General features: G+C 27.8%; 14 protein-coding genes and 1 tRNA gene. 12 read left to right on the top strand and 3 right to left on the bottom strand.

The genetic code is table 11. The annotated features are described in order from the left end of the window. Positions 1 to 18 precede the first annotated feature (18 nt). The 4 genes from BUA48_RS07220 (at position 19) to BUA48_RS15555 (ending at position 2,431) form a co-directional block, all read left to right on the top strand. A complete protein-coding gene (locus BUA48_RS07220; RefSeq protein WP_072831383.1) occupies positions 19 to 225 on the top strand; it encodes a heavy-metal-associated domain-containing protein in 207 nt (68 codons plus the stop codon). Between the two features lie 352 nt (positions 226 to 577). After that, positions 578 to 1,060 (top strand): LURP-one-related/scramblase family protein, encoded by a 483-nt coding sequence (locus BUA48_RS07215; protein ID WP_242944316.1) that lies wholly within the window; start codon positions 578 to 580, stop codon positions 1,058 to 1,060. A 140-nt stretch (positions 1,061 to 1,200) separates the two neighbouring features. Then, positions 1,201 to 2,070, top strand: a complete 870-nt coding sequence (locus tag BUA48_RS07210; protein ID WP_072831381.1) for a 4Fe-4S binding protein — start codon at positions 1,201 to 1,203, stop codon at positions 2,068 to 2,070. Between the two features lie 187 nt (positions 2,071 to 2,257). Next, a complete protein-coding gene (locus tag BUA48_RS15555; protein ID WP_178138956.1) occupies positions 2,258 to 2,431 on the top strand; it encodes a hypothetical protein in 174 nt (57 codons plus the stop codon). 102 nt (positions 2,432 to 2,533) lie between these two features. Here BUA48_RS15555 and rimI read toward each other — a convergent pair whose 3' ends face one another. Genes rimI through tsaE form a run of 3 tightly spaced genes read right to left on the bottom strand, consistent with a single transcriptional unit; the run spans position 2,534 to position 4,156 of the window. Further along, the gene (gene rimI / locus BUA48_RS07200; RefSeq protein ID WP_341465243.1) at positions 2,534 to 3,022 is read right to left on the bottom strand and encodes a ribosomal protein S18-alanine N-acetyltransferase; all 489 of its coding nucleotides are present in this window, start codon (positions 3,020 to 3,022) and stop codon (positions 2,534 to 2,536) included. After that, positions 2,991 to 3,701, bottom strand: a complete 711-nt coding sequence (gene tsaB, locus BUA48_RS07195) for a tRNA (adenosine(37)-N6)-threonylcarbamoyltransferase complex dimerization subunit type 1 TsaB (RefSeq protein WP_072831379.1) — start codon at positions 3,699 to 3,701, stop codon at positions 2,991 to 2,993. Before tsaB ends, rimI begins: the two co-directional genes overlap by 32 nt. Continuing rightward, a complete protein-coding gene (tsaE, locus tag BUA48_RS07190) occupies positions 3,698 to 4,156 on the bottom strand; it encodes a tRNA (adenosine(37)-N6)-threonylcarbamoyltransferase complex ATPase subunit type 1 TsaE (protein WP_072831378.1) in 459 nt (152 codons plus the stop codon). Before tsaE ends, tsaB begins: the two co-directional genes overlap by 4 nt. Positions 4,157 to 4,394: 238 nt before the next feature. Here tsaE and BUA48_RS07185 point away from each other — a divergent pair, with 238 nt between their 5' ends. The 8 genes from BUA48_RS07185 to BUA48_RS07150 all read left to right on the top strand — a co-directional run bounded on the left by BUA48_RS07185 (position 4,395) and on the right by BUA48_RS07150 (position 14,156). Continuing rightward, positions 4,395 to 5,015: a CBS domain-containing protein gene (locus tag BUA48_RS07185; RefSeq protein ID WP_072831377.1), complete on the top strand. Its 621-nt coding sequence runs from the start codon at positions 4,395 to 4,397 to the stop codon at positions 5,013 to 5,015. A gap of 138 nt (positions 5,016 to 5,153) precedes the next feature. Continuing rightward, positions 5,154 to 5,229, top strand: a tRNA-Trp gene (locus tag BUA48_RS07180). A gap of 633 nt (positions 5,230 to 5,862) precedes the next feature. Further along, on the top strand, positions 5,863 to 6,885 hold the full coding sequence (asnA, locus tag BUA48_RS07175) for an aspartate--ammonia ligase (RefSeq protein WP_072831376.1): 1,023 nt from the start codon (positions 5,863 to 5,865) through the stop codon (positions 6,883 to 6,885). Positions 6,886 to 7,123: 238 nt separating this feature from the next. Beyond that, entirely contained in the window at positions 7,124 to 10,081 is a 2,958-nt protein-coding gene (locus tag BUA48_RS07170) for a DEAD/DEAH box helicase (RefSeq protein WP_084666149.1), read from the top strand. 23 nt (positions 10,082 to 10,104) lie between these two features. Continuing rightward, positions 10,105 to 11,400 carry an NAD(P)/FAD-dependent oxidoreductase gene (locus tag BUA48_RS07165; RefSeq protein WP_072831375.1) on the top strand — a complete coding sequence of 432 codons (1,296 nt, stop codon included), beginning with the start codon at positions 10,105 to 10,107 and terminating at the stop codon, positions 11,398 to 11,400. A 13-nt stretch (positions 11,401 to 11,413) separates the two neighbouring features. Then, on the top strand, positions 11,414 to 12,412 hold the full coding sequence (queG, locus tag BUA48_RS07160; protein ID WP_072831374.1) for a tRNA epoxyqueuosine(34) reductase QueG: 999 nt from the start codon (positions 11,414 to 11,416) through the stop codon (positions 12,410 to 12,412). Between the two features lie 166 nt (positions 12,413 to 12,578). Continuing rightward, positions 12,579 to 13,295, top strand: a complete 717-nt coding sequence (locus BUA48_RS07155) for a lysophospholipid acyltransferase family protein (protein ID WP_072831373.1) — start codon at positions 12,579 to 12,581, stop codon at positions 13,293 to 13,295. A gap of 234 nt (positions 13,296 to 13,529) precedes the next feature. Next, positions 13,530 to 14,156, top strand: a complete 627-nt coding sequence (locus BUA48_RS07150; protein WP_072831372.1) for a DUF4004 family protein — start codon at positions 13,530 to 13,532, stop codon at positions 14,154 to 14,156. Positions 14,157 to 14,171: the final 15 nt, after the last annotated feature.

The following is a 14,171-nucleotide window of genomic DNA, read 5'->3' as shown; positions in this document are numbered from 1 at the left end:
TAAAGGAGTGGAATATATATGAAAAAGATTTTTATTGAAGGTATGAGTTGTGGACACTGTGTAAAACATGTAACAGAAGCATTAGAAGAACTTGATACAGTTTCAAAGGTAGAAGTAAGTTTAGAAAATAAAACAGCTCTAGTTGAAGGTAGCTCTACAGATGAAGAATTAAAGGCAGCTATTGAAGAATATGGATATGATGTAATTAAAATAGAAAATATTTAATGATAGCACAGCACAGGTGATTAAAGTAATGATTTAATCACCTGTGCTTTTATAATACATATATATTTTAGTAGTTTAAGTATATTATATAAGTTCTAATTAATATTCTATATTCCTAATAATGGTTATATTTATTCTATAATGCAGGTTCTTTATTAAGAGTATATAGAAGAAAATAAAGTAGAAGAATGAAATTTAAATAACTTATCTATATATGTTTAAAAACATATATAGATAAGTTATTATTATTAAAAAGAATATATGTATTTTATATAAAATTATTCTAGAAAGTTAGAAAATATATAGGATAATAGTAATATAATGTAATATGAAATTTTTAGGGGGGAAGGTTATGAGGTATTTAGTTAAACAAAAATTATTTACTTTTAGGGATTCATTTTATATAAAAAGCGAATTTGGACAAGATATATTTCAAGTTAAAGGTCAAATGTTTTCCATAGGAAATAAGTTATACTTGTGTGATATGTACGGTGAGGAACTTATTTATATAGAACAAAAGTTATTTAAGTTTTTGCCAGCATATGAACTATATAGGGGGGAAGGTCTGACAGCTAAGGTACAAAAGGAGTTTTCATTCTTTAAGCCTAAATTCAATATAGATAGTGTTATGGGGAATTTTACTTTAGAAGGGGATTGGTTTGACTACAATTTCTCTATAAAAAGGAATGGATATACTGTAGCTACTATAAGTAAGCAAATGTTTTCTTTTTCAGACACTTATATGGTAGATGTAGACGATAATGAGGATCAACCATTTATTATGGCATTAGTTATAGTAATAGATCAAGTTTTACATGATAATAGTAACAATTAAAATTAGTAATTAATATATAATCAAATACTTATGAAGTATATAAAAATATACTATAGATTATAATATTAACAAAAAAACTTTAAAGTATTATAATAAGTGAGGAATTAAATCATATTATTAATTACGAAGGAGAATAACATATGTTTAATCAAAAGCAAGTTACAGAACTAAAGTCTTTAGGTTTTTTAATGCAAAAGGATAAACAACATTTTAGTGTTCGTTTTTTAAGCAAAGCAGGTAATTTTACTACAGAGGAGATTTCTCACATATCAGAGGTTGCTAACAAGTTCGGAAAAGGTTATATGGGAATAACAAGTAGAATGTGTATAGAGGTACCTTGGATAAACTGGGAAAACGTAGAAAATGTTATAGAGTATGCTAAGAATGTTGGACTAAAGCATGGTGGTACTGGTAAAAAACTAAGACCTATAGTTGCATGTAAAGGTACAATATGCCAACATGGTAATATTGACACACAAGCACTTGCTGGGGAATTACATGAAAAGTTATTTTTCACATTAAAAACTCATGCAAAATGTAAAGTTGGAATAGTTGGTTGTGCAAACAACTGCATAAAAGCTAACTTAAATGATATTGGAATTTTAGGATATACTGTTCCTAAATTTAATTATGATAAATGTGTTGGCTGTGGAATGTGTATAAAATCATGTAGACAGAAGGCTTTAACATTGGATACTGAAAATAAAAAAGTTATTTTAGATAGAGAGAAATGTGTAGACTGTGGATGCTGTGTGAGAGCTTGTAGACCAGGTGGATTTACAGTGGAAGATCAAGGAGCAAAAATCTTTATAGGTGGAAGATTCGGAAGAGGATACAGTATGGGAACATGCTTACCTATTAGATTCAAAGAAGATAAAGTTATAGAATCTATAGAAAAAATCTTAAATTACTATATAGAAAATGGTGAAGACGGCGAAAGAATATCTAAGATGATGGATAGATTAGGTGAAGAAAAGGTAGTTAATGATTTAGTTAATATATTAAGTTAATAGGGGTAATGCCATAGCATAGTAAGGAAGCATAAAACTTATTAAATACTATATTAGATATAAACATTATATTCAGTAAAGAAAAACCATGAATTTAAGAATTTACTCTTAAATTCATGGTTATTTTATTATTTATTAAATTGCCATAACACATATTATACTTATTATTAAGGTGAATAATCCACCTATGAGGTACATAACACCTTCACCCTTATATTTTTCACAAATAAATTCTCGTATAGCTGTAATAAGTATTGCTATGGATAGTGAGAAAAATATTATAGCCAATAGTATATTTCTAGTACTTAGTTCTAATGAACCAATAGGAGTACAAAGTAATAAAAATAAAGCTAAGCCATAAAATAATATTAAGGGTATTTTATATATAAGAGATTTTCGATTTTTAAGGTTCAAAAAAATCAACTCCTTATACTATATTTATACATTATATGTATAAAATAAGTTATAAGTTACATCTCCTATACCACATTATTATTGCATCTTCCTTATCAGGATAAAACTTTTTTCTTACACCTTCGTTTTTAAAACCTAATGATTCATAAAGGTTTTGTGCTATTAAATTTGATTTTCTAACTTCAAGAGTTATAGAATCCACATTTTCATTTATGCAATTCTCTAAAATTGATTGCATAAGTAACTTTCCAATACCTAAGCCCCTAAATGTAGGGTCCACCGCTACATTTGTTATATTTCCTTCCCCTGCAATTATCCAAATACCAACAAAACCTAGAACTACATCATTTTTTATAGCAACTAAGTAGCTAGCAAGAGGGTTATTTAATTCAGCATTTATAGAGTTTTTATCCCAAGCTTCTTTTAAGCTTTTTTTACTTATTTCGTAAACAGCATCTACATGTTTAGATTGCATTTTACATAATATTATATCTGAGTTACTCATATTATGTAGCTGATTTTCCTGTTCTTTCTTCATATTCTCTTTCTGCTTGCGATTTTCTTAGGTATATTGGAGCAGAAGAGAATAATTCTTCTTTTTCGCCTTTAAGTAGTTTTTTCATACCAAGTTCACCAAGGCATGAAGCCTTAACTAAGTTAAGACTTGCAGGAGCAATAAAGAATTTAGTAGAGGAAGTCTGTATTTTTTCTTTGAATTTATAAGTTGCATCACCAATAAAAGTGATTTTTTCATTTCTTTCTTTAAGAGTATCTAATAACTCATCAAAGGATAAATTATCGTAATCACTAAGCCTTACTAATTCTTCATTTTCAAATTTATAAAGAGCTGTATATACATTTCCTCTTAAAGCATCTAAAACAGGACAAATAACACCCTCAGTATAAGCTAAACTAAATGCTAAGGCATCTAAGGTACTTACACTGACAAAGGATTTATTACTTCCATGACATAGTCCTTTTATTGTTGCCATACCGATTCTAAGACCAGTAAAGGAACCAGGACCTTTAGAAACAACAAAACCATCTATATCATTAATAGTATTATCGGTTTTTTGTAAAAGCTCATCAATCATAGGCATTAATAGCACAGAATGTTGCTTTTTATAATTTAGACATATTTCGCCAATAAGTTTATCATCATCTAGAATTGCACAAGTAGCTACTTCAGTAGCTGAATCTATGCTTAAAACTTTCATATCTTTAACTCCTTTATGTAGTCATATCTCTTATCTGTATATTCAAAAGTAAGCTTTCTTTCGTTTAAGTTGACATTAGAACTTTTTTCAACTTTAATCCATAAGGATTCCTTAGGAATTAGTTCTTCTATGTAATTTGCCCACTCTATAACAGAAACACCATCACCAAAAATGTATTCATCAAAGCCTATAGCGGCTATTTCATCAGGATCATCTACGCGATAAACATCAAAATGATAAAATTTAAGTCTTCCATCATATTCATTAACTATTGTAAATGTAGGACTAGTTACATGATCAGTTATATTAAGACCTTCAGCAAAGCCTTTGCTAATATGTGTTTTACCGGTTCCAAGGTCACCAACTAGACAAATTATATCGCCCTTATTACATAAGGATCCAAGCTGTTTTCCTATATTAAGTGTTTCTTCAACACTATTTAAAATCAATTCCATCTATTTCACCTCATATATATTTTATCCTAAAACAGAATAAAAACATATACTCACACATAATAATAGAATAAAAAATAAAAAAATAGTAACATTTTTTTACGAGTTTAATACTTTATATAGGGAATTTTATTAGTTATATTAAAAAAATCAATTGTTAAATAAATAAAACTGTTATACATGTATAAAAAAATAAGGTATAATTAGTATATATATTTATATTGAAATAGGGGGGTTTATTATGTTTGTAAGTAACTTAATGTTAGGGGCAGAAAAACTTGTAACAGTATCTCCAAAAGAAACTGTAAAGAGAGCTTTAGATTTAATCGAAGAAAATAAGTTTTTATCTATTCCGGTAGCAGAAGGCGATAAGTTTTACGGAACAATATCCAAGGAAAGAATTTATACTTTCTACTTTGAAAAATCTTTAGATAAAAAGAGTCTCTTAGAAGAATTTTTAGTAGAGAATGTTATGAGAGTAGATGTACCAGTTATTGATCCAATGGAAAATGTTGAAGAAGCGGCACACTTTTTAGCAACTAAAAATACTGCTTTTGTAGCTGTAATAGACAGTAGAAAGTCATTTAAAGGTATTGTTACTCATAATGCAGTATTTAAGCAATTTACAGAATTATTTGGATTAAATAATGGTAGACGTATTTCAGTTATTGCTTACGATATTCCAGGGCAAATATCAAAGTTATCAAAGATAATTACTGAGAATAATGGCGATATAATTAGCTTTGTAGTAATAGATCCTAAGAGCTTAACAGAAGTCAAAGAAATAGTTGTAAGATTAAAAAGCAACAACTATGATGAAATACTTGATAAGATTAAGAATGCAGGATTTAAAGTTCAATAATTTGAGTTTATAAAGTTTAGAGTATATAAGAGTATCTACCATTAGTAGGTACTCTTTTCTTATAGCTTATTATTTGAAAATTTTATGAATTATATATTGCTTTTATGCTAAAATGTTGGTATAATTCTAAATGTACTTAGGGGTATAGCTCAATTGGTAGAGTAGTGGTCTCCAAAACCATTGGTTACGGGTTCGAGTCCTGTTGCCCCTGCCAGTTTTATTTAAAAAATTGAAACAGCATTTTATAGTAACTGAGTTTGTATTTAATATGAACTTAGTTATTTTTATTTGTCCAAATTTAAATTAATTCACTAGAAAAAGTCTAAAGTTTTATCTAATTACTAAATTTCATTTCAATAATTTCAATAACCTATTTTAGTTGTATAATTCATAAAAACTCAAAAATAATTTTTAAAATAATCAAATTTGCTTTTCATTACTGAATAAATTTACATATAGAATATAAATAGATAATTCATAAATTCTACATATTTAAATTATATAAGTTTTAATTGCTTTTCTATAGCTTATAAGATAGCTGAGAGGTATGTAATAGTTAGAAATAAATACAAATATGATGAGTATTTTTAATTGAAACATATCTACTTAATAAATAATATTTATCAATTCTTATCTTTAAGAATTGGTTAAAAGTAAATTGCACAATATATCTATGCAAGTAATTAAAATATATTAAAGCACAAGTTATAAATATATTTGCTGCAAAATTATATGCTTAAACTTTAATTTTATACGAAAAAATTTATAAAAATGCAAAAAAAGATAGCGAAACTTGCAATGTAGGAGTATAATAAGAATAATTTTACTAAATAGGGAGGGTAATATTGTGACTTTAGAACAATGTACATTGAAAGTTCCAACTGGTTATAAGTCAGATTTGGATATTAAAGAGACAGAGATAGCAATAAAAAAATTAAAAGACTTTTTTGAGAGAGCATTAGCAGAAAATTTGAATTTAACAAGAGTTTCTGCACCATTATTCGTTAAGAATGAAAGTGGAATAAATGACAATTTAAATGGAACTGAAAGACCAGTTGCTTTTGATATGAAGGCTATAAAAGGATCCAATATAGAAATAGTACATTCTTTAGCTAAGTGGAAGAGATTAGCTTTATATAGATACTCCTTTAATTTAGGAGAAGGACTATACACAGATATGAACGCTATTAGACGTGATGAGGACTTAGATAACTTACACTCTATATATGTTGACCAATGGGACTGGGAAAAAGTAATAGAGAAGTCTATGAGGAACAAAGCAACATTAAGAGAGATAGTTCAATCGATTTATAAAGTATTTAAGGATACTGAAGAATATATATGTAGTCATTATGGTACGTTAACAAGAAAATTACCAGAGGAAATATTTTTTATTACAACTCAGGAATTAGAAGATAAGTATCCAGGACTTACTGCTAAGGAAAGAGAAAATGCTATATGTAAAGAAAAAAAGGCAGTGTTCTTAATGGAAATAGGTGGGGTTTTAACTTCAGGTGAGAAGCATGATGGAAGAGCACCAGACTATGATGATTGGACATTAAATGGAGATATATTATTCTGGAATCCATTATTAGAAATAGCATTCGAAGTGTCATCTATGGGTATTAGAGTAGATGAAGAAAGTTTAGAAAAGCAATTAACTATTTCTAATAGTCATGAAAAGAAAAACTTAGAATTCCATAGATTACTTCTAGAAGGCAAATTACCTTATACAATTGGAGGGGGAATAGGTCAATCTAGAATATGTATGTACTTCTTAGATAAAGCTCATATAGGGGAAGTTCAGGCTTCTATATGGAATGATGAAATGATTGAGGAATGTGAGAAAAACAACATTCATTTATTATAACAGATATTCTAATAAAAAATCTTAAGATACAAATAACACCTAAGTGTATTTAAAATACATTTTAGGTGTTATTTTTATATGTAGATTTTATGGGTTAATTTACATTAATTCATATATAAACTTCAAAAAAACTATGTATATTTATTGATATCGAAGAAAGAAATGTAAATAAGTTTGATAATGAAAATATTTAAGCTTATAATATAATAGATAAAATAACTTAGTAGAGGTGAATGCTTTGGAGAATAAAAATAAAAAACCCAAGGTTCAATTGGATATACATAGAGAAAAATTAAATCTTTTTATGAAAAAGTTAAAGCATTCAGTAAATCTAGGAAATGATTTTAAAAGAAGAGTAAATATAAAAGTCAAATACTTTTTTGAGGTTAATAAAACAGAGCAAAAAAGTAGCATAGAGCTAAAAATAGGGGAAGATAAGTTATATGTAGTAAAGAACTCTAAAAACTTTTTAAATGTAGTAAAGCATAAAGACATTATGGAGTTTGGCAAACAGTTTTATTATAATGGTAAAAGCTGTGAGTTTAGAGGTAATGATAATAAGGTTATTCAGCTTTTAACGGAGTTGTATGATTTTGGAGAGTTTATGGCTGAAGATGGTAATGTAGAAGGTAATTATCAAAAGCTATTTAAAGGAAAAAGAACTTACTTATCTTCTAATTATGTAAAGAGATTATTTAATTATCTTATAGGGAAAAGAATTGATTTAAATATTTACGGTAAAGAGTATTCTAATGTTGAAGTTGTTCAAGAAGAATTACCTTTAGAATTTACAATGAATGAAGACTATGAAGAATTTTTTATAGAACAAAATGGAAAAATGGCTATGCCTCTTATAACAGAGGGCGGTATATTCTATTTTAAAAATAAAATATATATTACCACAGATAGACAAAATGAACTATATAAATATTTCTATAATATGCTTAGGGAAAAGGGTGGAATTAAGTTTAAACAAGATGACCTTAAAGAGGTTGGAACTTATGTAATCCCCTTACTTCAAAGCATAAGTAAAGAGATATATCTAGATGAAAAAGTATCTAAGATTTTTCATAATGAAAGTCTTAATGCTAATATATTTTTAGATAGGGAAGGAAACAATGTTATAGCTTCCTTGAGATACGAATATGGGAATATAACTTTTAATCCATTGAAATCCTTAGAGGAAAACTATAATTCACAACTTATTATAAGAGATATAAAGCTAGAAAAATCTATTGAGCAGATATTTAAGACCTATGGATTTGAAGAATATGGTTTTAATTTAGTTTTAAGAGAACCAGAGGACATATTATTTTTCTTAAGAGAAGGTGTAGAAAAGTTACGAGATAAGGGAAATATATATTACTCTGATGATTTTAAGAAATTAAAGATAAATAGAGCTCAAAGTATAACTTCTAAGTTAAGTATAGTACAAGATTTTCTAGAGTTTGATTTTGACATAGATGGTGTTGAAAAAGAAGAACTTAAAGAAGTATTAGAAAATTTACAAGAAAGAAAATCATATTATAGACTTAAAAATGGTAGTTTTTTAGATCTGAATAGTGATAGTTTAAAAGAGTTATATAATATACTTCAGTATTTGGATGTTGATGTAGATGATATAGATGGAAATAGCTTAATGTTATCTAAGTTTAATGCTTTATATTTAAATAAAAAGCTAAGTGATACTGAGTACTTTGAAAATGACAGTAATGAGTATGTTGAAAAATTATGTGATAACATTGGCAATTACGAACCAATAGATTTCAAGGTGGATTCTAGGTTAGAAGCTATCTTAAGATCATATCAAAAGGTAGGATTTAACTGGCTTAAAACTATTGCACACTATGGATTTGGAGGAATATTAGCTGATGAAATGGGTCTTGGTAAGACTTTACAGGCTATTTCTCTTATGACCTCTTTAGAAGAGGGAGAAGAACAGGGAATTTCCTTAGTTGTATGTCCAACATCTTTAGTGTATAACTGGAAGTATGAAATAGAGAAATTTGCACCACATTTGAATGTTAGCATAATTTCAGGAAGTAAGGATAATAGAGAAGGTGAAATCGAAGAGTTACAAAGCAATAATGTAGATGTGGTTATATCTTCCTATGGATTAATAAGAAATGATATAGAAAAATACAAAGAGATAAATTTTAAATACTGTTTTTTAGATGAAGCACAAAATATAAAAAATTATAATTCCTTAGTATCTATAGCTGTAAAACAACTTAATGCAAAAAGTAAATTTGCACTTACTGGTACACCTATAGAAAATTCACTAATGGAGTTGTGGTCCATATTTGATTTTATTATGCCAAGGTATTTACTTGACAGACAGAAGTTTGCTTCAAAATATGAGTCTCCTATTGTAAAACAAAAGGATAGAGATGTTTTAGAGGAGTTAAACAGTCGTATAAGACCATTTATTTTAAGAAGATTGAAACAGGATGTAGCTATTGAATTACCTCCAAAAATCGAGCATAAGTTAATGGTAGAGATGACAGAGGAGCAAAAGAAGGTATATGCTGCTTATACTTTATCTTATAAAGAAGAAATAACACAAGAGATAAGTAAGAATGGATTTACAAAAAGTAAATTTAAGATTTTAGCACTTTTAACTAAACTAAGACAAATATGTTGTGATCCATCTATAATTTTAGAAAACTATAATAATGGATCAGGAAAATTAGAGATTTTAGATGAACTTTTAGAAGAAATGCTTAATGGTGGTCATAAAATACTTATATTCTCTCAATTTACTAGAGTATTAGCTAGTATATCAGAACTTCTTAAAAAGAGGGGGATAGAGTATTATTATTTAGATGGTACTACTAAGAGTGAAGAAAGAATGTATTTAGTAAATAAATTTAATGAAGATAAAACTCCAGTATTTTTAATTTCCTTAAAAGCTGGGGGTACAGGACTAAATCTTACAGGGGCAGATGTTGTTATACATTTTGATCCATGGTGGAATCCTGCTGTAGAAGATCAAGCTACAGATAGATCTCATAGAATAGGTCAAAGAAAGAGTGTAGAAGTAATTAAATTAATTTCTAAGGGTACAATAGAAGAGAAAATTTATAAGCTTCAAGAAAGTAAAAAACACATAATAGATAGTGTTATGAATGATATGGATGAAGGCTATCTATGGGATATGAATGAAGAGGATATAAAGAACTTATTTGAATTTTAAAAAAGGGATAATGGAGGATTTTTATGAAATTATACGATGCAGTAATTATTGGTGGAGGTATAGCTGGGTTAGCATCAGCTTTACAGATTAGTAATGAAGGTATAAATGATATTATAATCCTAGAAAAAGAAGAATATTTAGGTGGTAATTTAAATAGTTGTATTGATGCCGGTTATGGAGAGACATTTTTTAATGAGAATATGACCGGAGTAGAATATGCTCAAAGATTTATAGATGAAATTGAAAGAAGAAAAATAGAGTATAGGACTAAAACAACAGTTATTGAAGTGAAAAACTTTGATGGCTATAAAGAAACTACTTTAGTAAATGAAGAGGGCATAACTACAATAAGATCTAAAAGCATAGTCTTTACTATGGGTTGCAAAGAAAAACCAAGAGGAAGTGCACACATATCCGCTAATAAGTGTGCAGGAGTTTTTACAGCAGGGATGGTTCAAAGATTTGTTAATGTTCAAGGAGTTATGCCAGGAAGAGAAGTGGTTATATTTGGCTCAGGAGATGTTGCATTAATAGTGGCTAAAAGATTGATTATAGAAGGGGGAAATGTAGTTTCTATAGTTGAACCTATGTCACTTTGTAGAGCAACACAAGCTAATATTAAGGGCTGTATAGATTATTTTAATATACCACTGAGCTTAAAGCACACAATAGTGGAAATTGTTGGCGATGATAGAGTAGAGGCTGTTGTAGTTGCAGAAGTAGATGACTCTCTAAATGTAATAAAAGGTACAGAAAAAACTATAAAATGTGATACTCTAATTTTATCTGTAGGATTATACCCAGAAAATGAATTCTTAAGACAGCTAGGAGTTGAGTTAAACAAAGTAACAGGTGGACCCATAATAGATGAGGTTATGCAATGTTCTATACCAGGAGTTTTTGCATCAGGTAGTATAACTCATCCCTATGACCATGTTGATGATATAACAAGAGAAAGTACCATATCAGGTAGAGGAGTTAGTAAATTTTTAAAAGGTGAATTAAATCTAGAGGAATACATAGAGGTTCACAATAAAAAAGGAATTTTATACTCATTACCTAATAAAGTTAATGTAAATAACTTATACTATGATGATTTAGAACTTAGAATAAGACTAAAAAAACCAATGCCACGTTGTATCTTAAAGGTATATGTAGATGGCGAAGTGATTTTAGAAGAGAAAAGAGAAAATTTATATAGTAGTGAGTTATATAGTATCTTCTTACCTAAAAAGTTAATAGAGGATAAAAGAGAATTTAAGAGCATAGAAATAAGTGCAGAACCCTATGATTATGCATTTATTAATTACAGAAGATAGGTGTTTATAAATAATGAATATAAAAGAAAGCATATCACAGAAGTTAAGGGATATAGATTTAGATACCTTTGGCTTCTTAAAGTGTGAAGTATTTCATGATTTAAAAGAATTCTTAGTAGTTAAAGAAGAACTAAGTTTAATAAATGAATTTGAAGAATCAGAGATAGAGAAAAGAATAAATCCATTACTTTTAATGCCAGAGGGAAAGACTATAATTTCTATAGCCTTTCCTTATTATGTAGAAAATAATAAAGAAAAAGATGAAATATATTTTTCAAGATATACTAGGACACTTGATTATCATAGAGTTGTTCATAGGTATTTAGATGAAGTGATAAGGCATATAGAGTCATTAGGAGGAAAGGCCCTTGGCTTTGTAGATAGTAACCCTCTTCCAGAGAGATATATAGCTATGAAATCAGGGGTGGGATTTATAGGGAAAAACAATATGATTATTACAGAAAAGTATGGGTCATATGTATTTTTAGGTGAGATAATAACAGACTTAGAAATAGAGGAAGATATGCCTAAGGAGAATTTATGTGGGGAATGTAGGGAATGTATAAAAGCGTGTCCAACTAAATCTATAAAAAACATTAAGGAAAAAAACTTAAAGGGTATATTAAATAATTCTAAGATATGTCTTTCATATATAACTCAAAAAAAGGAGATAGATTTTCCTTTTATTAAGTTAATGGATGGAAGGTTATTTGGATGTGATAGTTGTCAAGAATCATGCCCTTATAATAAAGATATTAATAATAAAATTATTAAAGAGTTTGAATCCATAGATTATATGGATAAGGTAAATCTTGAAGAATTATTAAATTTAGATAATGCAAAATTTAAGGAACTCTATAAGTGTACCTCATGTGGATGGAGAGGTAAAAATATATTAATAAGAAATTCAATGATAGCTGCCTATAATAAAGGGAGACTTAACTTGGATTATATAAATAATATAAAATCAACCTATGTAAAAGAGTATTTTGAAAAAATATTGAGATTATAACATAAATTATAGTAAAAAGCATTGAAAAAAATTATTAAAGAGTGTATTTTAAATTAGAGTATATGTTAATAAAATATTAACTATATTCTTTAATACTAATGAAAATCTATTTTTAGTATATATATTCTATAAAGTAGAGAGTTAAAAAGTGGAGGGGGTGGGAGGCATGATGTCTCCAAAGATTGCAAAAATACTAGAGATTTTACCAGATTCTATAGAGAATTATATTTCAAAAAAATTTGTAGATAGAACAATGAAAAAGTATGCTAACCTTACTATAGAGGGCAAGGAAAACTTAAATGATATTCAAAAGCCTACATTATTTGTGTGCAATCATTTAAGTAATGCAGATGTAATGATTGTAAATGCTGCTATAAAGGAAATTAATCCAACCTTTGTTGCAGGAGCCAAGTTAAAGAGTGATCCTGTTACAAAGTTAGGAACTAAGATATATAAAAATACATCTATTAAACCTAACTCACCAGATAAAGAAGGATTAAAGAGAATAATAGACTTAATTAAAAATGGCGAGAGTATAATGATTTTTCCTGAGGGAACAAGAAGTAGAGAAGGAAAAATGATTGAAGGAAAAAGGGGTATATTATTAATTGCTAAGTTAGCAAAGGTGCCTATTGTTCCATTAGCATTATGGGGAACAGAAAAAATGTTGCCTATAAACGAAGAAGGCGTAATGAATCAAGAAAGATTTGTTAAATCTGATGTTCATATAAGAATAGGTAAACAAATAAAAATGCCTACAAAAATGAGAGAAGAAGATAAAAAAGACTATGATGATAGAGCCATGAATTACATAATGGGTAGCATAGCAGAATTATTACCTGATGAATACAAAGGATTTTATGGAGAAGAACCTAAAAAGTAACTTGTTAAATTTGCTAGACTAAAGCAATAAGAAGTTTCTTAAGAGATAAAATATATAAATGTAAAAAGGTAGTTAGACTTAGAAATAGTGGGTCTAACTACCTTTTGTGTTTTAATTAAAAGAAATTAAGCTAACTTAAAAAGAAAATCTTGATAACAAAATTTAACTGTAAAAATTTAAAAAATATCTTTACAACGTAACAATGTTTTGTTACTCTATAGAAGAGGTGATTGAATGAAGGAAAATTTAATATCCAAAAAAGAGCTTTTAGAAGTAATGGGTATTTCCTATGGTCAATTATATAGATGGAAAAGAAAAAACTTAATACCAGAGGAATGGTTTATTAAAAAGTCTAGCTATACAGGTCAAGAAACCTACTTCCCAAAGGATAAAATTATAGAACGAATAGTTAAGATATTAAGTTTAAAGGATGAAGTTCCTTTAGATGATATGGCAGATTATTTTACACATAAAAAAATTAATAAGGAACTAACTAGTGAGTATATATTATCTAAAGGCGTAGTACAACCAAGCTCCTTATATATTTATAAGAGTTTTAATAGGAGTACAAAAGAATACGAGTTTTATGAAGTAATTATAATGAGTGTAATAGAAAGAATATTGATGATAGATGGTTTTAAAGAGATATATGTGGAAGATTCAGTGAAAATGCTAATGGAAAATAAATCTATGCTAGAAGAAAACAATGTTATGTTGATAGGGATAGCAAAGAATGAAAATTTCATACCTTTTATTGTAAAGGAGTATAGTGCAGTTGCTTTTCCAAATAATTTTAAAGAGGTTTTTAAAATTAATATATCTTTAATAACAGAAGATATAAAAATGAAGTTATTTAATTAAGTTATTGATATAAGG

The sequence above is a fragment of the Clostridium collagenovorans DSM 3089 genome (assembly GCF_900130005.1).
GTDB lineage: Bacteria > Bacillota > Clostridia > Clostridiales > Clostridiaceae > Clostridium_D > Clostridium_D collagenovorans.
This window is presented reverse-complemented; position numbering and strand designations above follow the sequence as displayed.

Bases quoted from the DNA above. Each gene is read 5' to 3' on its own strand.
- BUA48_RS07220 (WP_072831383.1), top strand. From the start codon at position 19: ATGAAAAAGATTTTTATTGAAGGTATGAGTTGTGGACACTGTGTAAAA.
- BUA48_RS07215 (WP_242944316.1), top strand. From the start codon at position 578: ATGAGGTATTTAGTTAAACAAAAATTATTTACTTTTAGGGATTCATTT.
- BUA48_RS07210 (WP_072831381.1), top strand. From the start codon at position 1,201: ATGTTTAATCAAAAGCAAGTTACAGAACTAAAGTCTTTAGGTTTTTTA.
- BUA48_RS15555 (WP_178138956.1), top strand. From the start codon at position 2,258: ATGAGGTACATAACACCTTCACCCTTATATTTTTCACAAATAAATTCT.
- rimI (WP_341465243.1), bottom strand. From the start codon at position 3,022: ATGAAGAAAGAACAGGAAAATCAGCTACATAATATGAGTAACTCAGAT.
- tsaB (WP_072831379.1), bottom strand. From the start codon at position 3,701: ATGAAAGTTTTAAGCATAGATTCAGCTACTGAAGTAGCTACTTGTGCA.
- tsaE (WP_072831378.1), bottom strand. From the start codon at position 4,156: ATGGAATTGATTTTAAATAGTGTTGAAGAAACACTTAATATAGGAAAA.
- BUA48_RS07185 (WP_072831377.1), top strand. From the start codon at position 4,395: ATGTTTGTAAGTAACTTAATGTTAGGGGCAGAAAAACTTGTAACAGTA.
- BUA48_RS07165 (WP_072831375.1), top strand. From the start codon at position 10,105: ATGAAATTATACGATGCAGTAATTATTGGTGGAGGTATAGCTGGGTTA.
- queG (WP_072831374.1), top strand. From the start codon at position 11,414: ATGAATATAAAAGAAAGCATATCACAGAAGTTAAGGGATATAGATTTA.
- BUA48_RS07155 (WP_072831373.1), top strand. From the start codon at position 12,579: ATGATGTCTCCAAAGATTGCAAAAATACTAGAGATTTTACCAGATTCT.
- BUA48_RS07150 (WP_072831372.1), top strand. From the start codon at position 13,530: ATGAAGGAAAATTTAATATCCAAAAAAGAGCTTTTAGAAGTAATGGGT.